At 40.4% G+C, this 19,049-nt stretch carries 16 protein-coding genes; all 16 read right to left on the bottom strand.

Features of this window, described 5'->3' with window-relative positions; genetic code table 11:
* Positions 1 to 34 precede the first annotated feature (34 nt).
* Complete coding sequence (locus HX062_RS04715; RefSeq protein ID WP_182625999.1) at positions 35 to 337, bottom strand: hypothetical protein; 303 nt, start codon at positions 335 to 337, stop codon at positions 35 to 37.
* Positions 334 to 1,674: a hypothetical protein gene (locus HX062_RS04710; protein ID WP_286466589.1), complete on the bottom strand. Its 1,341-nt coding sequence runs from the start codon at positions 1,672 to 1,674 to the stop codon at positions 334 to 336. Before HX062_RS04710 ends, HX062_RS04715 begins: the two co-directional genes overlap by 4 nt.
* Positions 1,675 to 1,678: 4 nt before the next feature.
* Entirely contained in the window at positions 1,679 to 3,652 is a 1,974-nt protein-coding gene (locus HX062_RS04705; RefSeq protein ID WP_286466588.1) for a type VI secretion system Vgr family protein, read from the bottom strand.
* A 365-nt stretch (positions 3,653 to 4,017) separates the two neighbouring features.
* The gene (gene tssD, locus HX062_RS04700; protein WP_182626002.1) at positions 4,018 to 4,425 is read right to left on the bottom strand and encodes a type VI secretion system tube protein TssD; all 408 of its coding nucleotides are present in this window, start codon (positions 4,423 to 4,425) and stop codon (positions 4,018 to 4,020) included.
* Between the two features lie 267 nt (positions 4,426 to 4,692).
* A complete protein-coding gene (locus HX062_RS04695) occupies positions 4,693 to 6,063 on the bottom strand; it encodes a DUF5458 family protein (protein ID WP_182626003.1) in 1,371 nt (456 codons plus the stop codon).
* Positions 6,064 to 6,069: 6 nt separating this feature from the next.
* Entirely contained in the window at positions 6,070 to 6,705 is a 636-nt protein-coding gene (locus HX062_RS04690; protein ID WP_182626004.1) for a hypothetical protein, read from the bottom strand.
* An 11-nt stretch (positions 6,706 to 6,716) separates the two neighbouring features.
* The gene (locus HX062_RS04685; RefSeq protein WP_286466587.1) at positions 6,717 to 7,874 is read right to left on the bottom strand and encodes a hypothetical protein; all 1,158 of its coding nucleotides are present in this window, start codon (positions 7,872 to 7,874) and stop codon (positions 6,717 to 6,719) included.
* A complete protein-coding gene (locus tag HX062_RS04680) occupies positions 7,871 to 8,764 on the bottom strand; it encodes a TssN family type VI secretion system protein (protein WP_286466586.1) in 894 nt (297 codons plus the stop codon). Before HX062_RS04680 ends, HX062_RS04685 begins: the two co-directional genes overlap by 4 nt.
* 19 nt (positions 8,765 to 8,783) lie before the next feature.
* The gene (locus HX062_RS04675) at positions 8,784 to 9,716 is read right to left on the bottom strand and encodes a type VI secretion system baseplate subunit TssG (protein ID WP_286466585.1); all 933 of its coding nucleotides are present in this window, start codon (positions 9,714 to 9,716) and stop codon (positions 8,784 to 8,786) included.
* Between the two features lie 3 nt (positions 9,717 to 9,719).
* Positions 9,720 to 11,618 (bottom strand): type VI secretion system baseplate subunit TssF, encoded by a 1,899-nt coding sequence (locus tag HX062_RS04670; RefSeq protein ID WP_286466584.1) that lies wholly within the window; start codon positions 11,616 to 11,618, stop codon positions 9,720 to 9,722.
* Positions 11,619 to 11,630: 12 nt separating this feature from the next.
* On the bottom strand, positions 11,631 to 12,071 hold the full coding sequence (locus HX062_RS04665; protein ID WP_255492353.1) for a GPW/gp25 family protein: 441 nt from the start codon (positions 12,069 to 12,071) through the stop codon (positions 11,631 to 11,633).
* Positions 12,072 to 12,079: 8 nt separating this feature from the next.
* Positions 12,080 to 14,554 (bottom strand): ATP-dependent Clp protease ATP-binding subunit, encoded by a 2,475-nt coding sequence (locus HX062_RS04660; RefSeq protein ID WP_286466583.1) that lies wholly within the window; start codon positions 14,552 to 14,554, stop codon positions 12,080 to 12,082.
* Positions 14,555 to 14,567: 13 nt separating this feature from the next.
* Positions 14,568 to 17,063: a type VI secretion system protein TssR domain-containing protein gene (gene tssR, locus HX062_RS04655; RefSeq protein ID WP_286466582.1), complete on the bottom strand. Its 2,496-nt coding sequence runs from the start codon at positions 17,061 to 17,063 to the stop codon at positions 14,568 to 14,570.
* Between the two features lie 2 nt (positions 17,064 to 17,065).
* A complete protein-coding gene (locus HX062_RS04650) occupies positions 17,066 to 17,971 on the bottom strand; it encodes a PKD domain-containing protein (RefSeq protein WP_286466581.1) in 906 nt (301 codons plus the stop codon).
* Between the two features lies 1 nt (position 17,972).
* The gene (tssO, locus tag HX062_RS04645; RefSeq protein WP_286466580.1) at positions 17,973 to 18,497 is read right to left on the bottom strand and encodes a type VI secretion system TssO; all 525 of its coding nucleotides are present in this window, start codon (positions 18,495 to 18,497) and stop codon (positions 17,973 to 17,975) included.
* A gap of 6 nt (positions 18,498 to 18,503) precedes the next feature.
* Positions 18,504 to 19,019, bottom strand: a complete 516-nt coding sequence (tssO, locus tag HX062_RS04640) for a type VI secretion system TssO (RefSeq protein WP_286466579.1) — start codon at positions 19,017 to 19,019, stop codon at positions 18,504 to 18,506.
* Between the last annotated feature and the right edge of the window lie 30 nt (positions 19,020 to 19,049).

The raw sequence follows: 19,049 nt of genomic DNA, 5'->3' as shown, positions 1-19,049 counted from the left end.
CGTCTTGGACTACTAATGAATGGCTTTTGAGAAGCTACTCTTTACTTGTACTGATGGTTAATCTAAGCCAGACTCCCAGCCCAATCATAGCAATTCCAGCAATCATAATCCCCCAAGAAATAAAACAATTGAAGCGACGGGCGACTGTTTCGCCCAACACATTCTTGATCCATGTTATATTGGTAAAGACCCCTGGCCCTCCTGTATCATACATCCAATCATATCCCCTCTTCGAACAGTACCAAAGAACAAACCCTAGCAAAAACAGAAGTATACCAGGTAGTTCAGGGAATACTAGAACAAGATCTGTTACCCATCCTTTGTCTTTTTTATTCATTTTTCCGTTTTATTAGTCATCATACTTTTTATATTTTTAGCGTTAACTCTCCATTTCTCCCCTAACAAGGGTTGAAGAAGACTGTCCAATTCGCTATCAGAGATATACGACGTATATCGAGAGTCCAACACCTCTTTCACGAGCAAGGCATAGGTCGATGCTTGAATTATAGGTGCGGATAGGTGTTGGCCAAGGCGAAGTCCCTTGTTTAACGCATCATACCTCAACTGTTTATCTGCCCCTTTATCAGCGGCTTGTGCTAATAGTCGATAAGCCTCAATTTGCATCAGGTAATCTTGTCGATTCTCACAATGGGTCACCCCGCTTTTGAAATCTTCAATCGCCTTGTCGCTCTTGTTGAGCATCATAAACAAGCTCCCTCTAAACAAATGGGATTGTGCCGCTATTTGCCCGACTAGATCTTCAGCGAGTTGACCTTCGATCTCTTGCAAGATGGAGATTCCTTCATCCATATAGCTGATTGCTTTATTAACTTGTTGCTCGCTATATGCTGAAGTAGCTAAAGCGCAGTAAACCATCGTTTTTTGAATGTACCAGTGGGCCTCTGTTTCCTTAAAGCGATCTGCGATAGCGAGACAACTATTTGCGTGTTGGTCAATCGCATTTTTTTGTTTTTTAGCAATCGCATCATACAGCTGTACCAAGTGATACCGATACTTTGTATCAGGAGCATCAGGGTCTCCCATTGCGGCCACTTCTTTTATGGCTTGTGCCAAACCAAAAAAATGGGGTAAAATATGGGTTGATTTAGGAGCAAAATGTTGGAGTTCATCGAATATTGGTTGCTCAAATGTATCGGATAATACTAGTCGAACTTTAGGGTGCAACTCCAGTACGGCTAAATCTTTCAACCAGCGAAGCATTGCCTTGACACGCTTGTTTGGATCATCTAAAACACAGACTAAATAGGAGTCTTCTTCAAATTCCACACTGGCGCAAAAGGCGTTAATATTCGACACAAATAGTGCCGCTACATTATGGGTGTCGGGAGTTGTGACATCCAATTTCCAGTGTATATAATTGGACGCAATGCCCGGTGGTTTATCTGTATAATTCCACAAAAATGTAGACATAAACAACTCTTCCACCAAAGCCTTGCTATAGAGATTCACCTGTTGCATTCCAGACTTAAAGACCACAACAACATCGTCAATTTCATTGTCGATTGCGACCATATAATCGTAAAAGGCATCTATCATTTCACAATCATCCGAAGGGGTGCGCAAAACAAGAAAGGTATAGGGATGCGTATCCTTTAGCTCGAGATACTTTAACTCAAGTTCTTCCGCTCTTTGTTGAATTGGATTACACTCCATTGCCCTAGTTCAATTTGACGATTGCTCCTTCAACGGCTGCCGTGCCATCCGCCGTTAGCTTGGCTTTTATTCCACCACTTACAGTTACACTACTCTTGCCGTCCACTACTGTTGTTTTAGAGGAAAGTGTAGCCTCATTTTCCTCCGCATCCAAGGACAAAATCGCCTCTCCACTTTGTGCTACGAGTCTTGTTGACGCCACATTATTGATGGTTTTTCCCTTGAGGAATAACTCCTCTCCTTCTAGGGTAATCATTCCATTTTCCTCAAGGGTCAACTTCGATTTTCCCGATTGTATGCTAATTGCTTGGGCACTCTTCACAACAATAGTTCCACCTCCGTCGAGTTCGATGAAGTTTTTGTTCTTGTCCACTATTTTTATTCCTCCTTCATCATTGAATTCGATGATGTGGCCACTTTTAGAGCTCCAACTTTTAATGCTGTTTCTTATGCCTCCGCCAGCACTTGCATCACCGTGAAACAGACTTCCCATAACGACAGGTCGATCTGGATGTTGGTTGATGAAGCCTACGATCACTTGATCGCCAACTTCAGGGACTGTTACAAAACCACGATTTTTGTCTACAACAGCACTACTCCCTGCATCTGGCGTCACCACGCGAATAAAAGCCGTATTTTCATCTACTTTTTGCCAGTCAAATCGCACTTGTACGCGTCCTTTACTTTTAGGGTCTTCGTTGTTAACTACCGTGGCAATTTGCTGCTCTATCACGGGTGTATCAAAGTGAATACGCGGAATAAAACCTGTATCAGCATCTACAGCCTCAAAATATCCTTTATATGTGCCCAATGCGTCCACTTCATGCTTAATACTAGTGATCATCAACTTGGTGAAGTAGTGACTTTCTTTGCCTGGCGATTGCAGCACATGGAGTTCTATTTTACATCCTGGATATAAAAATGGTACTGTTGTCGTACCAGAAACAACAAAAGCATTCATGCCCTCACTTGCGATAAGTCCTTTCTGTGCTTGGGTGATATCTTGGTTGGTGGATGCCTTTATTGGGGCTACTTGCAAAGAAGGCGCTGTAAAAATGCGTTGTGATTTTTCATAAGCTACCTTAGCGAGAGTCCCTTTGGCAACTAATTTGGTGTTTCCTATTGCGCTTAACCGCTCATTGTTTAGACTGTTATATCCGTACAAATCCCGGTTAACATGTTGTGCGGATAGGCTTACTTTGACATGATCAATATCGCGTCCATAAGTAAGGGGAATTGTAGACTCCGCAAGGGGAAAATCACCAAAGTGCAGTACTTCTCCATCGTAAAAGAATTGCTCCCCATAGGCCTCAGCCATTCGCGCTAGATAATTATAGGCTGTTTCGTTGTACTGACAACTATAAGAGAGATTGACTTGTCGATGGGATTGAACAGCATAGTTGTATTTTCCTTTTTGCGCGTAACCTTCTTCCAAAACAGCTTGGACTATTGCGTGCAGCGAAAGGGGATTCGATCCTCCAAAACTCTGAATATGTGGAGCCTTATCGAGTAAAATAGTAGGGCTATATCCTCGGAGAATAATGTCGCCATGGTTACCTTGTTTTTGCTCAAAGCTAACCTCTGTTATGAGTCCAATAAAGTCGCGTTCAAGATTTTCACGACTATTTTTTAAATGAAAACGCACTAAAATACGCTTTCCCAATAATTCTTGAGTGTGAGCCATTTGATAGGTTTCACTCTTGCCTAATGCATTGTGATGTAAGGATAATTCAAACGAATGATGTCCCTTGATGCACTGATTCAAACGAAAGTTTATAAAACTCAAGCACTCCGTGCCTTCCATTGTTATTTTTAGATCAACTAAATGGTTAACCCCAATAGGAGTGGGGTTTACAATGGTTTTTGCGGGGCTTCCATAGTCTTGATCAGCTGCAGCAACTAAAGAAGATTCAATAGCTTCAAGGGGATTTTTTGTTTGCTCTGACTCCTTAGCATCAAATAAAGTTTTACTTGTCATAAACTAAATTATCTTACTATACGGTTAATTGCGAATTAACTACTTAAAAGGAGAGAATGCCCCAAAACTAGTGGAGCAACTAGATAGCGGGATAAAGGACGGTTGTGGCCTTAAAGAAGATCTGCCTAATCCTACTATTTCCAATTGAGATCCGCGGATCAACAATGGAAGAACCTATATAGATCACATCCCAATAGGAAAATGAAATGCATCTGTCTAGCAATAAAAAAACAGAACGAGTAGTAAGTCGTCAACAAAACCATTGGATTGCGTAAATCGCATCAATGCAGGAAGCTTTGTAAAACTAACTATGTACCCGTTCTGATTTTAATACAACAAGCGTGTGAACTGCTAGTCCAAGTTAATTATGCGCTTGGCCAGGTTCCTTGATACGCTGAGTTTCCATATTCAATTTGCTCTGCACTGACCACAAAAGAAATATACATGGCATTGGAATTGATGGCATCAAAATCAACGTGATGCTGGATTACGTATCCATTAGACCAAGTTAAAGAAATCAACGTTCCCTCTTCATGGGATTTATTGAAGATGATTTCTCCTTTTGTTGGTTTGTATTTCCCATTGAGCAAACTTTCTAAAATCTCCGATTTATCTGTTGCTTCTACTGTAATGGTAATGAGGGCATTGGAAGGATCAGATGCTACACGTCCTGAAACATCGACAGAACGAGAGACACCATACTTCAAATTTAATACTTTCTGTGCGTCACCTCCATTGAATTTTAAAACGGCTCTTGAATTGTTTTCTGCCATAACTTTTTAGTTTTAAATTATTACTACATCAAACTTAAAAACTATTCAGGAAGAAAACTTAACATATTCTCTTTTTTTAAAAAAATAGAGGGGTTTTACTGTTAAAATACACCAGAACTTAACAAATAAAACTATTATTTTCTAATTTATACACTATTTAAATAAATTTAATTCAAACCTACTATATCAACAAATTGAGAAACTAAAAAGCCGAGAATTACCTCTTGATTATACAGGTTTAACAGCGGATTACAATGCGGTCTAGGCTTACTCTTGTACATATTCGGCTTCCCAGTCATTGCCATCATCTCCTTTATGCCCGTCTAGCTTAATTACAAAGCTTTTAGCGGGGAAATAAGGAGTTAAGCGGATATCGAGCCATACACGGTCTTTTTGGTGCTTATCTTGCTCGAAACGCACGATTTTAAATTTTTCAATCAATTTATCGGCTCCCTTGATTCCGTCTAAAAACAGGACAATTTGCTTGCGCAAATCATCTTCGTTTTTTGCATTCCAATTTTCAAAAGCACGGCGATTTAAAAAATCCAATAGTACTTTGGTCACATAATCGAAAACGCGAACGACAGAATAGGTTTGCAGGCCAATATTGTCGCCATCGAACAAGGTTTTTGCCGAAAAGGCCATAATCTTGCCGTATTCATTCACCATCGGCACAAGTCCCATTTTTTCGAGTTGAGAGATCTCACTTTTCTTGAGCTCAAACTTAACAGCGTTAACCTCGTTGATTCCGCCGTGTTTTTTACCAGCAGCAACTTGTGACATAAGCGTTTTGTGAATCTTGCCTGTAAGCGAGGTCGAAGGTGCAATAAAAACATCTTCTTCTTCTCCTACTTCCTCAGCGCGACCGCGACCAACTAACCAGTTACAAGTCATGATGACATTGCTCTTGTGAACATCTCCGCTCGTCAGATTAGCCGAGTAAAATAGGTCGACCACATCATCTGGCTTGTCTAAATTGGCGAAGTCAGTGAGCAACATGACTTTGTTTTCATTGCAGATTTTAGCCCATTTGTCCACCACCATATTAGACCCCATATACCCAGGAATAGACAACAACGAATAGTTGTCACGCAGATCCAATCGATCGTAGTACAGCTTAAATTCTTCTGCTATGTAATTGATGAATACCGGATTGTCTAGATCAGTTATTTGCTCCATTGAAGCGTTGATCACATGCACATTATCCACTTTATCCAGCTCTGTATTCTTATAAAACTGTGCAATCGTACGATAGGACACCTCCAACTCGCGACTCTGCAGCAAGGCTTGTTTCAAATTGCTCTTTAAACAGGATACGGCCTGGGTAGCTTTTTGCTTACAAGCGTCAATGAGTTCCTTTGTGGATTGATCGGATTCTAACAATTCCAACCATAACTGTATGTTTTTCAACAATTCTTCACGCTCCCCTTTCTTACTAGAATCCGTAAGAAAGATTTGTTTCCTCGCTTTTCGTTCGGGATTCATATTCGCCATGCCATCCACGACAGTTTCTACAAATCCATAGCCCCCCAATTTCTCCAAAGCCTTGCCTACTACAGGCGTATCTAGCATACTTCGTTGGGCTTGATTCAGCTCCTGTTGCGTATTTTTCTGTGTTTCTTGATCTACTTTTGCCATGCTTTCTTACTTTTCTAATTCTTCTGCAATTGCTCTTAACGTATCTGCAAATTCTCTTTTTGCTTCCTGGTCTTCCAATACTTTTCGAAGTACTTTGTTGACCTGCATCTGTTTAACAATCTTGTTATACTGCTCTTCATCCACCTTTAGTCCTTTCAAAAAAGGGGAGTTTTCCACCATTTTTTTGGGAGTAAAATCTCCGAGATTATTGAATCTAAACACTTCTTTTACTGATTGTCCATCGGCGGTTTCGTGTTCCATTTCCAAACTGGGGGTGAAATAATGAAACACCTCTTCCACTGTTTTCAACCCCGTTACAATTTCAGGGGCGATGGCATCATCCGTTGTGAGTTTGGCCACTAATAAACTTTTATTGCCCTGAATTTCTTGAATGGCCTCGTTAGCGTCAACTTTTACTTCATTGCCACCAACTCCATAATTAAACATTGTCATTTTCTCGTTCTTATTAAAATTAATATTACTTTTTTCACTCGTTGAGGCCGTTTGATTCTTGTTACTACCCTCGGACTCTCTCTTGTTTTTTCTTGTTGATTTTCTTCCTTGCAAGGCCTGTTCTAGTCCAACTTCCACAGATTCCGCAATTGACTTGACTACGTTTTTGAATCGATCAAACAGCTCCATGTATTTCTCATTTAATCCAACACACTCCAACCGCGATTTGTCTTAGGTGGGGGTGCTACTTCTAATGCTGTAATGATGATGTTTTCTTTGCGCTGTCCGATATAATCAAGCTCGCTCAGTTGCAGAAAGATCTTTTCTAAACTGCTCAAAAGGAGATGAATTTGATCCAGGTGCGCCCCACAATCCAGGTGTTCATATTTCATTTCAGCCACAGTAGTTAGCTGACTTAAAAGCATATGAGGGGCTAAATCGCTCCATTCTCCAATATAGCTGAGTAGTTCTTCAAGGTCTACCGATGAAAGAACTTGTGTAGTTTGATAGAGGTGAATGGACAGTTGAGAAAAACCTTCGACAAAATAAATAGGCGATACATGGGGAATTACATTTCTAAAGTGAAAGTAAGTACTGCCTATATCGCGGATTAACACTTGACACAATTGCTTTACATTAGTGGCTAATGTTGAATTTTGCTTGTCTATTTTATTCTTTTGAAGAATACGCAATGCATACTTTTGAAGCAGGGGCAAGGAAGTAGCGGCGCGGTTGTACGATTGGAGCAATAAGGGATGGCTCCTCATACTAGTACAAGGGGGAATAAAATGTACGTCTGTTTGCAGTGTTTCCCCTTGCACGATTATTTTACCGATGACGATAAAGTTTGATTCTTCCATAGATCCGTTCGTATCAAAAGAAGTCACAGGCATAAATTCGATACGATGGCGAGGCTTCGTAAACGGATAGCGCGGAGGAGTTTCTTCTAAATCAAGGGGACCGTATGGAATTTTATCAAAAGGATTGACCGACAGAAGCAAGTAGTAAGGGATCTTTTGCTGATGCAACTCTTCAGCTACTACAGGAAGTAGCTCTTTTAAACTCGTTTTAAAATCATCGAGATCAATTCTATAGCCCCCAGGTGTTAATGCGCTACAACGCTTAATAACCACCTCAACATCTCCGGTTAGAGAGTCAACTAAATCAAAGATCGCTTGCCCGCTGCTTTTGCCATTTAAAGGCAGTAAACCATAAGTAAATGCATTGGTAAACACAGCGCGTACTTCTCTAAATCCATCCAAAATAAAGTTGGTATGTGCGTCAAAGTGTTGTTGTGAAATCTTCATGCCATCAACCCAGTTAATGGCTTGGTATTTTTCAGAATTTATCATTTTCATTCGTTTATTTGTTGTTTGTGTTCCATTACGCGTTTACAAATAATTACATCGTTTTCCTTAATTTTATTTTGGGTAATATCTAATTCAAAATCAATGTAGTGTCGGAGGTGAAACATGGATCGTTTCACATAAAATATCCAGGCGTAATACACTCTCTCTTCGTTGCGCAACTCGATGGTGTATGATGCGTTTTTAAAGTTGTAATCTTCCAATACTTTTTGAAACCAATCGCCAAATGTAATTCCCGTTCCAAGTGTTTTTGCCTGAATGCGAAATTGATGTCCCTCCCCTTCATTTTTACTCAACTCCAGCGTAACCACCTTTAATTTACTTAAATCAAACCCTTCAAAATCAATTGGCTGCTTATTTAACTGATAGTTCCATGTCTTGTATATACTAAGGGGAATTTTTAAAAACTGATTGAAACAATAGCCAAATAGCAAGGGAATAAAAAAGGTGATACTACAAGAAGCAGACAACAAGGCGTATCCTTTAAAAGGGCTAAGCCAATCAAAAAGATAGGTAAAGAGCAATACCCCCAACAACAGCATAAATACAGAAATGCTCACCTCAAACAAGGTTGAAAGTCCTTCTGCAACATCCAACGCTTGAAATCGCTTTCGTATTTGGTTGAGGTGGATACAACCCATCAAAAAGTAAAGAATACTCCCAATCAAATACCAATAGGGATTAAAGGTATTTCCAGCAAACCCAAATAATCCAGGCACGCCCAACAGAACCCCTCCTACCAAAAGGTACAATATCAACTCTTTAGCCCGGATAAAGGGCAATTTTTTTTTGAGGTATACCAGTAAAAAAGCAAGTACAATCAAAACTGTGGGTATAATTAAATGTTCAAGAAAAAAAGCTTTTATAAATTCTATATGCATAACTGTTGTTGTTTGAGCCTCACAAATAGGTAGAATACCCTAATAAGCTGTTATTGTTGTTTTCCAGTCGAAATGAATGTTGATTTTTTTGGGTGATAAAGCGTTCTATTACCGTTGCAGTAACAGGTAAACAATAGTCGTAAATCGCTTGTAACAAAAGCCTCAAGGGCGTTCCTTCTAAATACAGATGCAAATCGGCATAGTCAATTGGACCATAGCGAAACAGCCAACTCTTCTCCCCGTCAAAATGATCTTCGGTTAATACACTTGTTAGTCCCATTTGCATGACTCCCAATACTGTAGAGCGATCTTCAATTGCTGCTATTCTATTGGGTACAAATGAAATAGCTACCGGTATTTTAAAACACCTACTCAAAGACTTTGCTATCCATTCTTTTTTTCCTCTTGCTTGGTGAAAATAGGGAAGTAAGAAGGAGAAAATACGCGCATTGGCAGTATCTAACAGTTTCAGTAAGGGCCATAGCTCTTCCAAGACCTGTAAGTATTGATTGCTTGGATCTAGGCCATCAAAACTAGCTGCGAGCTCTAAAGCCTTTAGATGACTGAAGTAAACCTCCATTTCAAAAGGCTGAAAAAAAGAACGAGCCTTTTGTTCAACCTGTCTTTGCTGTCGAATTTGATCCACCACATCCACAATATTTGTGCGGCTATGCTTGTGTGATGGAGGGTGAAAAATACCTTCCGGTAGATAGTCGTAAATGCCTTCCCTGTAACTTTCGACGCTGATAATATTTTCTTTTACCTCCATAAATTCGACTTTAATGCGCCTAAGGTCTTTGTGGAAGCTGCGATTATTACTTCCTAACCGCTTCAAAAAAACACCGTCGACATCAGGGTAATACTTCCAAATTTGATAGGCTATTACCTCTGTTTTATAATCTGTATCCAAGCTGTTGTAATCTTGAAGGTATAATGAATTGCTATCTTTCATGTACTATGCCTCTTCTTCATTCAAATGTTCACCTTTAAAATGGATGATATACGTCACTCCATCTATCGATCGACTGGCTATTTCTTGCTTTAAACTGCGCGCGTAATCAATCCAATACTGCGTACCCATGTCTTCGTAATTGTCCACTACAATCTCGATGTTTACTGTGCGCTCAAAGCCTTCTTTAGGCTTATCGCTTACTTGTATGCCTCGTTCAATAGTAATTTGCTTACAATTTGCTTGTAAAACCATTTTGCAATAATTTTTCACATCTTCTTTAGAAATGATTTTGTCGCGTGTAGTCAACGCATATTTATAGGCTTGAATAGCATCCGTGCCCCTCTTTTCACGTTCTCCACCTTGGGTCGTACTCAACAAAGTAATATGCCTATTGGCATTGGTATACACCTTGTCTTGTTGCGTGAGTTGCACACCTTTTCGGATGTTGTTGGCTAAAGCACAATGGGTAATCCAATAAGTTGCCTGTATGTATTCTGTCTGTGACTTTGGCTCTACAATGACATAGTGCACCTCATTTGCCACACTGCCGTTTACAGCCTTAACCTTTTGGTCCAAAGCGCGCATTTGATACACCATCTTTTTAAGTGCTTCGATCACTTTGTCTCGATCGAGAACACCAAAGGCAGATACCTCATCTCGCGTAAGTTCAATCACTTGAGTGATGAGATCTATGGCATTGCGTTCACTAAAGCGCTCCATCCCACCCTTTCGAACTGTATATAACCCTTGTCTTAAACTATTGTTTTCAGAAAAGAGAATCTCGCTATACAGCCTGCCTTGACTATCGACAATTTCCTCTGTATACAAAAAGGCTTCTCCGATTTGCGCTACTAAGGGAATGGTATTACCCATGATATCTAAACTCGATTCATTGTGTCTCCATCCCCTGTTGTACACGGGAAATGCATTCAAATAAAAAGAAAAGCCCTCCAAAATATCTTGGCTGTATTGCGCTGGAAAATCAAATTGAATCCACAGTAACTTTTTGTTTTCTATTAGCTGTTTTGCTTCTTGATTGGCAAGTAAAAAAGAAAGATTCTCAGGTACGTCGGCAAGTGCAAGCTCGTCCACCTTGCGCTTAAATCCGCTCAACTCTATGAATTTATTTGCGTAAATACTCTTGATCCGTTCTTGTATGCGTTTTTCAATAGAATAGTCTTCAAATGTTGAATCATAGCTGTACTTTTTCGCTTTAGTTGCGTAGGATAGCCCCGCAGTTACCACCAAGGGCATTCCATTCACAGAGGCTGTGGTAAAAGGCAATAATTTGTACACAAACTCAAGGCTATCATACGTTGGATTATCGCAATACAAGCTGAAATGATCAGGAAGATTTTCTAGCTCATACGCGCTGAGGTCCAACGCTAAAAAGAGCTGATTCCTTCCTACCGCTTGGTCGAGTTTTACAGTGGCTATACTGTTGTAAAAAGCGTCATACTCCCAAATAGTATTCCCTATCAGGCGATAACAAACGTTAGATTTTACAAGTTGTACATGACCCACAGCAGTAAAAGGTAGGTCAAACTTGAGATCCCCTACTGTTTTCACCGTAGAGGGAAAGACCTTTTTGCTGTAAAATTCCTGGTGATCCAACAAAATCTCCCGTGACTCTTCAGGTTGTGTAATCGCTATAGCATGGGCGGGTTGTGGATAAGTGTAAATGCTTGGCGTTAATAATCGCGCAATTTTTTCTAAAATATTCACCTTGATACTCTCAATATCGTTATTCACTTTAAATATCTCCGTACTAAATGCATCAATTAATAGAGAGACTAGTGGATCTAGCGCATTGGGGTTGTGCACTCCCCAAAGTTTTGTTGCATGTTGAAGGATTCTAGCCTTTATGACTTCCTTCGCATTGTTATTTACAATCTTTTTCATCGCATTGTTTATTTAGTCTACAGCCATAGGGCTTAAATAGATCTGTGTGCTAAAAGTATAGCGTTCTCCTAGGCCCGTTAACTCGGCATTGATTCCTATTTTGGCCTTTTTTCGGATCTCCACAAAGTCCTTCGTTCCATACGTATGTTCCACGTATTCCATGTGTACCTGTATTTGAGGATAACTAATTCGCGTTTCATATTTTTTGATTTGTTCGAGTAAACTCTCTTCGAAGACGCGCTCCCACTCCACAATTGTAATCCCGTTATCAAACTCTAAGTCCCATACAGCATTGCCATAATCTGGATTAAATCGATTCTCTCCTTTTCGCGTGAGAATGAGCAACATCACGTGTTGTGCAATACTCTCGGCCAAACTACACGTGGGTATCACCCCGCCCTCGGTCATGGCTAACTCTGGGTTGAACGGAAATTTTAAAAACGTATGTAGCATTATTTCCCTTATTTAACAAGTTGAAAAACAACAGCTTCCTCTTGCCAATCCACGTAAATTTTTTGTCCAGCCCTTAGCTGTTCTCTTACTATCATTTTAGAAATAGGCCGTGCGATTTCCTGCCGAATTACCCCGTTGATTTGTCGAGCGCCATACTGACTAGTAAAGCCCGCTATTGCCAATTGCTTCTGGGCTACATCCGAAATTTCAAACCCTATATTCAGTCGATCAAAGGCCTGGCGCAAGGTCTTGAGCTGAATCGAAAAAATTTCTTGGGCCATTGGTACGGTAATTGGCCCAAAAGGAACAATTTCTGTAATTCGACCGAGGAATTCTGGTCGAAAATGTCCTTGCATCAACTCCATTAACTCCTTAGAGGTTGGGATGTGCTGCTTGTCAAAAGCGGTGCGAATTGCGTCACTTGCTATGTTGGAGGTAAACAAGATCAAGGCGTTGCTGAAGTCGCCTTCTTTTCCTAATTTATCGTGGATCTTCCCCTCGTCCATCAGCTGAAGAAAGACATCAAAAATAGAAGAATGGGCTTTCTCAATCTCATCAAATAACACTACGGCATAGGGTTGTTGTCTTATTTTGTTGACGAGCATCCCGCCTTCTTCATAGCCTACATATCCTGGAGGTGCTCCATACAGCAGAGCTGCCGCATGTTCTTCTTTAAACTCAGACATATCGAAACGGATCATTGCCTTTTCATCGTTAAAAAGCAAAGAGGCAATGGCTTTGGCAAGTTCTGTTTTTCCAGTACCGGTAGGTCCTAAAAAGAAAAAGGAGCCCATGGGTTGTCCGGGTTTATTCAATCCGCTTCGACTTTCCACAATCGCATCTGCGACAACCTTTAAAGCGTGCTGTTGCCCTACAACGCGTTGACCAAGTAACTCCTCCATCCCCAGGAGTTTTTCTTTTTCTTGAACTTGTATTTTTCCCAATGGAATACCCGTTTTAGCCGCCATAACCGCCGCAATCTCCAAACTTGATACCCGACCTACCTTCTGCTTGCTATTTTCGATTAATTCCCCATAAATTGACAGTATGGTTTGCTCCAAATGCACACTTGACATACTCGAATCTAATTCGGGCTGTTCCCTTAGTAGTCCCCATAGAATAGGACTCAGGCTGTTTTTTAATTGGCAATACAGCCAAACTAGTTCACTTGCTTTGGCTTGTTCGTCTGCAAAAACTTGAGCTAGGCGATTGTCGTAGTCTGCTTTCCAAGCGTTCAATACCACTGTTGAGCGCTCGTCTAATAAGCCAATCGCCGCCATGGTGCGATCCAACAAATCCAAAGCAGTATCGGGTAACTTCTTCTCCTTCGCATAGCGTTTCGCCAAGGTCACACAAGTAAGCAATGCTTGGGCTTCCACTTGAATCCCGTGGTGTTCTTCATAATTTCCCACAACGCTCGACAACATTTTTACACAGGTTTGCACATCGGGTTCAACCACGTCTAATCGTTCAAATCTCCTGTTGAAAGCCTTGGCCGGTTCAATAATCTTGCGATATTCTTCCCCTGTGGTTGTGCCGATAATCGTCAAGCTACCATTTGCTAAATCGGGTTTCAGCAAGTTGGCCACTCCCCCATAGCTTCCTCTGTGATCCAACAATTGGTGAATCTCATCCAGGAAAAGAAGTGTGCGCCCTAACTGTTTACACTCCGTTAAAACCTTCTTCAAGCGATCCTCAACTTCTCCTTTATAACTCGTACCAGCCGCTAAAAGTCCAAGATCTAACTGGTATAAATGACAGCCTTTTAAAAGGGAAGGAACTGCCTCTTGACTCAACTGCTGAGCAAATCCTTCAACCAAGGTGGTTTTTCCTACACCTGGCTCGCCTACTAAGAGAACATTTGACTTGGTTTTTCGACCTAAAATTTCAACTAGGGTTCGAATCTCCTTTTCGCGACCAACCACAGCACTATAATGCCCCAGTTTTGCCTTTTGAATCAGGTTAATACCATATTTTTCTAAATGCTGTAGCGATGTCGCTTGACCTTTTTCACCGAGTAGCCCCTCTTCGACTATGCGCTCGCCCCTATCTTCCATCGACTGAATTGCAAAAAACAACTCGGATTCTCTCAGTGGCAACGATCTTAGTTCTTCTGTGGTAAATATCGTATTGGGTTTTACAAGACTAGCCAATACACACAAAGGTGTTACTTCTAGTAATCCTAATTTACTTCTTACGTCTTCTGCATTCTCCCACAGCACCTCTAAGCTGCTTGCTTCCACAATCTGCGTTGCTAGCTGCGTCGTTTTCGGGTAGGCTTCTATTCTAACCTCTGCCCATTCATATACATAGGCAGGGTCTTTGCCCAGGCGTACTAAAAAATCGTGTAACTCAACATTTTTATGCATCAGCGCCTGTAAAACATGAGCCCCAGCATACTTTGCATTATAATTTTCTCTCGCAATTGACTGTGCGATATGAATCACTTCTTGCAGGGATTCACTGAATAACAATACGTTCATATTCATTTTTGTTTTAGGGCATTCCTTTTTTCACGCGTTCGATATAATCCTTCGCATGGCCCTCATTAACTTCTTTTTTAGGGTTTTGTTCCTTTATTTTTTCGAGTTCGACAGGCAATAGGTCAAACGACTGATCTTTTAGCTGTTGGTTGTTATAATTTAAAATGGGGATATACGCTTGATTCAACCAATAAAAGCAGTGGTCGTTCTGCTGTAAACGCACCGTTTTATCTCCTTTGTGCTCCTCTATTTCACTTGCCTTTGTCTTAAAACTGCTGAAGAAATCTTCCAACATTTTCGCATTCATCCGTCGGGTTTGCTTCCATTGCTTCAGCTTCAAGACGGATAGGGAGTCAGCGTTAGTCTCATACAATCCCGTCCGTTGAAAAAGCCCTGTAGACATAGTGTTAGCGAGTAAAAAGCTTTTTGTTACTTTATTAGGCAATACGCTTCTCCCTCGGGCTACTTGAATATATCGTCGAATCATTCGTCTATTGCTGAGGTTCTTCTTATTCTTGATCACAGCTGCGTAAATACTGAGGTAATAATCGCGTATATCCGCCAGTTCTTCTTCGTCTAAAAGCACCCCGTATTCCAAGGCGTCAACACCTATATCTTCTTGTTTTTTCAGTATGCCCTCCTGCATAAAAACGCGCGATTGACGCTCTAGCTGTTTGGCAAGCACAAGTGGTACATAGGGCTGGTCTTGCTGAAAAAAAGGCTGGTAAGTCGCCTTTATTTTAGTTCGTGACATCCCCTGATCACTAGTAAAAGCCGCCGTTAATGTGCTGTCAATCTTCTTGTTGTCTATAACAATCGCTTGGGTAATACGTTGAAGCGTATTTTGAAGGGCAAGCGGTGCATTCACTTGTCCTTTTTTCGGAAATAGAACCGCGCCCTGATGCATGCTCTGCAAGGGATAATCCAAGTGATAAAACCCTTGATTTCCCTGAGATAAGTCGAATTCATTGCCTTCTACTACATCTTCATGACGGATCAAGAGCTGCTTTTTATAAGGGATGAGCTGATTCGAAGAAGCTTTTATTACCTCTTCAGCAAAGAGTACAAAATCGTTATCTGGATCCAAATAATTGGCCTGAACCTGATAAAAGAGCAAGCGACTATGTGTATCGACAAGTTTATCGATAAGTCTTTGTTGCTTTTCCTTGTCTTTTGGCTGTATAGCCTTACCAATTACCACCACCAAGTTGCTCTCATTTTCACGGGATTTCAGGAGGGAGCTCAAGTCATCCATCGCTTCATACAGACTGATATTGGCAGCGGAGTGTTCTGGCATCTCCATTGGCCTTTCAAACGCGTGAAACCAAGATGAAAAATCTTGTGTATGTTGGTCAGAACCTTGTTTTACAGCAGCACTCACGTGGTAAAAAAGCGTGGAATAGGAAATAGAATCAAAGTAAGACTCCTGATCAAATTGCTCCGCTAATCCCTGCATGATCACTTTGAAAGCCCCCAAATGATCCATTACTTCCCTTGATCCATCGAGGACAAAAACCAAGTTTAACTTTCGATGCGCTACTACACGCTTTTTATACGTATCATAGGCAATGGGTTGCCCATCGACATTGTACAACCAGTTTGCTGAATAATCTAGATAATGGTCCCAATAGCGAATCGAAAAATCGTCTTTTCGCCAGTGATAAGTCAAGGGAAAAATATGATAGAAATCGTGTATGTCCTGTATCTCAGAAGAAGAGATAACAGGAATGAAAGCAGTCTCACTGCGTTCCATTCCTACTTGAATAGCAGGAATTCCGGGGGTTGGTTTTACTTTAAACGCAGTTCGCTCTCCCCAAACGGATAGGATACGCGCATCAATCCAGCCGTATCGGGTACTATCGAGATGGTCTGCATCAATTCTAGGTCGATCTCCTACAAGTACTCTTTTGTTATCGGCCGAAAACTTATAGAGATACACAACAGCATTGAGGGGCATTTTAGCCGAGGATCGTTGCAGTAAACTCGGATCTCTAAACAAGGAGATAGAATCGCTTTGTACAAACTGCTCGCTATTAGCTATCACATCGGGATGGTGCAAAGTGAGTAATCCTTTTATGCGAAAACCAGTTGTAGCACTTTTAAGTGACTCCCCCCACAACAACAAGTCCTTTTCGCCTATCCAGCTTTGAGATTGGACTTGTGCTCGATCCATTTTTCCATTCATCATACTGCCCGTATTGTATGGGGCTACTTTATAGCGATCTCCGCGCTTTTTTAAAACAACAAAAGGGGCTAAAAACGATGCTTTTTTATTCGCTTGCTCTTGCTTCTCCCTGTCGTATATTGCGCCTTCCTCTTGGGCTGAGAAAACAATCCAAGGCGTTGAAAATTTTGGGTATCCCGAAAGCAATTCATTGTCTTCGACCCTGTAAACGACACGGGATGCCGGTGTTTTTTCAACCGCAATCTTTTTCCCTCCACAGCTCCACAACCCTATTCCTCCTAAGAATAATATAACCCCTAATCTGCGTTTAACGCTATCCTTCATCTCTAATTTAATATTTGTTCAACTGCAATTTTTACCACGCACCTAACCTCTTCATCAAAACCGACTTTAACCGACTGAATGACTGCTTTACGATCAAAGCGCAACCCCATACAGTAGAAATAAAATGAATTTTTCTTAGCAGAATTTACAGTGACAAATGCATTTTCATTTCCACATAAGTACTTTTTAACCAAATAGTTATAATGCTCGTTAAAAGAAGCTCCCAAAGCTATTTGTTGCAAGTGTTCTTTGAAATCATGGTCAATAGCTTTGTATTGTTCTTCGACGTTCAATTCCTCCGTCAGGTTTTTGTATGAAGGAAGAATCGTGATGTTGTGCACAACGGGGTAGGCTGTTTCATCTGTATAGAGAAGCACCTCATAGTCTCCTGGTTCTTGATAAGAGTAGATGACAAAAGGTTCTTTGGCATCAATGTTTCCCGTTTCACCGAACTTCCAACTAAACAAGCTAGCCCGATCCGTGTTTGCGCGAAAAATCAAATACTCGTTCTGCATAGCCTGTGATGGTGCTTCTATAGTGGTAAAATAGTCGGCATTATCTTTTTTAGAGCTCGACTTTACCTCCACAGAAGCAGTGTATACAAGCGCTTCATTAATAGCGAAAGTTACTTGATAGAAGCCCGGTTTTTTATAGCAGTGACTCCCTCGATCGCCCATTGCCAAACTCCCATCGCCAAACTCCCATCGCTTCAATCCAGGCATGGAAGTAATTTCACTTACCTCAAGGGTATCTCCTACCTCCAATACTGTTGGATATACCCTTACTTTCACATCGGAAAACGGAGCATAAACCTTTTTTTGAAAAAAGTAAATGCCCATGAGTAGCAAAATGATCGTAACTGCTACTAGCAAAATCAACTGATCCTTATTCTGTCTCTTATAGTTCATCTTATCGCGCCATTTGTATGTTCTTTCGTTGAATCAACTGTTGTTCTTTATCTTTAAAACCGATGCTACACTCCTCAAATTCCTTGCGGAAATGTTGAATATTTTCTGACTTTCTCGCTTGAATTTTTTTGTCTTGAAAATACATCTGATAAAAGTCACCTATTTGCCTATACCCTTCTTTTCGAGGATCATAACTGTTGGAATGATTAAAAAAATGAGCCATTGTCTCCATGCGCCTAAGGAGGTCATTTTCAACTTGAGGTTGTGGCATATTCTCTTTTAATTCACTTATTTTTTGAAATGTTTCAACAACAAAGGGTTCAACTTCCTTTTGTTTTGCATTAAACAGGTTTTTCTGTTCTAAAAGCTCTGCATCCATCAGGGCAATTGTTGAAAAGGGCGACTGATAAGAAGACAAAAAGATCAATCCAAGAATCAGTTGAGTGAGGAGCAATAGAAATAGTAGGTACAAAAATTGGTAGGTGTGCTCTTTTTGAGCAAGCGTTTTAGTTTGATATTGTGGCATTTGAAATTATTTAGTGTTGAATTTACGCAGGGGGTCTTCATTTAATTCTGTTTGTACCGTCTTGAAACGGTTCAGACATTCATTCAAATCTTTTAAAGCCAATGCTTCTTCACTATTGGTTTGTATGAGCTGATTTTTTAAAACTAACAAGCTGTCCAATTGAGTAAACAACAACCTATAATAGTTGAAATCTCCATCTTTATCCGATTCTACTAGATTTTTTATCTCCTGTATCTGTTTAGCAATATACTGCTCTAGAAAGCGATCATTATGAACTTTACCTGTGTTTAATAGGCTCATATAGTAGTAGAGTGTATCCACTTTATTTTGCAAATTGTATTGGCTGTTCAGCACTGTTTTATACCCTAGGACATCTTTTTTAATCTGCTTATGTTGACGGTCTGAACATTCAAAAAAGAAGTAGATTACCATAAAACAAACCAAAATCAAAGATAAAAAATTGACAATAAAATAAATAGTTTGTAAATATATATTCTTATTATTTATACTTTTCAAATACATAATAAAATGATTTAAGTTATTTATTGAGAA

This window comes from Myroides sp. DF42-4-2 (genome assembly GCF_030326445.1).
Classification (GTDB): domain Bacteria; phylum Bacteroidota; class Bacteroidia; order Flavobacteriales; family Flavobacteriaceae; genus Flavobacterium.
The sequence above is the reverse complement of the archived record's forward strand: the minus strand, read 5'-3'. Positions and strand labels throughout refer to the sequence as shown.

Bases quoted from the DNA above. Each gene is read 5' to 3' on its own strand.
- HX062_RS04715 (WP_182625999.1), bottom strand. From the start codon at position 337: ATGAATAAAAAAGACAAAGGATGGGTAACAGATCTTGTTCTAGTATTC.
- HX062_RS04705 (WP_286466588.1), bottom strand. From the start codon at position 3,652: ATGACAAGTAAAACTTTATTTGATGCTAAGGAGTCAGAGCAAACAAAA.
- HX062_RS04660 (WP_286466583.1), bottom strand. From the start codon at position 14,554: ATGAACGTATTGTTATTCAGTGAATCCCTGCAAGAAGTGATTCATATC.
- tssD (WP_182626002.1), bottom strand. From the start codon at position 4,425: ATGGCAGAAAACAATTCAAGAGCCGTTTTAAAATTCAATGGAGGTGAC.
- HX062_RS04675 (WP_286466585.1), bottom strand. From the start codon at position 9,716: ATGAAAGATAGCAATTCATTATACCTTCAAGATTACAACAGCTTGGAT.
- tssO (WP_286466579.1), bottom strand. From the start codon at position 19,019: ATGTATTTGAAAAGTATAAATAATAAGAATATATATTTACAAACTATT.
- HX062_RS04695 (WP_182626003.1), bottom strand. From the start codon at position 6,063: ATGGCAAAAGTAGATCAAGAAACACAGAAAAATACGCAACAGGAGCTG.
- HX062_RS04710 (WP_286466589.1), bottom strand. From the start codon at position 1,674: ATGGAGTGTAATCCAATTCAACAAAGAGCGGAAGAACTTGAGTTAAAG.
- HX062_RS04650 (WP_286466581.1), bottom strand. From the start codon at position 17,971: ATGAACTATAAGAGACAGAATAAGGATCAGTTGATTTTGCTAGTAGCA.
- tssR (WP_286466582.1), bottom strand. From the start codon at position 17,063: ATGAAGGATAGCGTTAAACGCAGATTAGGGGTTATATTATTCTTAGGA.
- HX062_RS04665 (WP_255492353.1), bottom strand. From the start codon at position 12,071: ATGCTACATACGTTTTTAAAATTTCCGTTCAACCCAGAGTTAGCCATG.
- HX062_RS04680 (WP_286466586.1), bottom strand. From the start codon at position 8,764: ATGCATATAGAATTTATAAAAGCTTTTTTTCTTGAACATTTAATTATA.
- HX062_RS04685 (WP_286466587.1), bottom strand. From the start codon at position 7,874: ATGAAAATGATAAATTCTGAAAAATACCAAGCCATTAACTGGGTTGAT.
- HX062_RS04690 (WP_182626004.1), bottom strand. From the start codon at position 6,705: ATGGAGCTGTTTGATCGATTCAAAAACGTAGTCAAGTCAATTGCGGAA.
- tssO (WP_286466580.1), bottom strand. From the start codon at position 18,497: ATGCCACAATATCAAACTAAAACGCTTGCTCAAAAAGAGCACACCTAC.
- HX062_RS04670 (WP_286466584.1), bottom strand. From the start codon at position 11,618: ATGAAAAAGATTGTAAATAACAATGCGAAGGAAGTCATAAAGGCTAGA.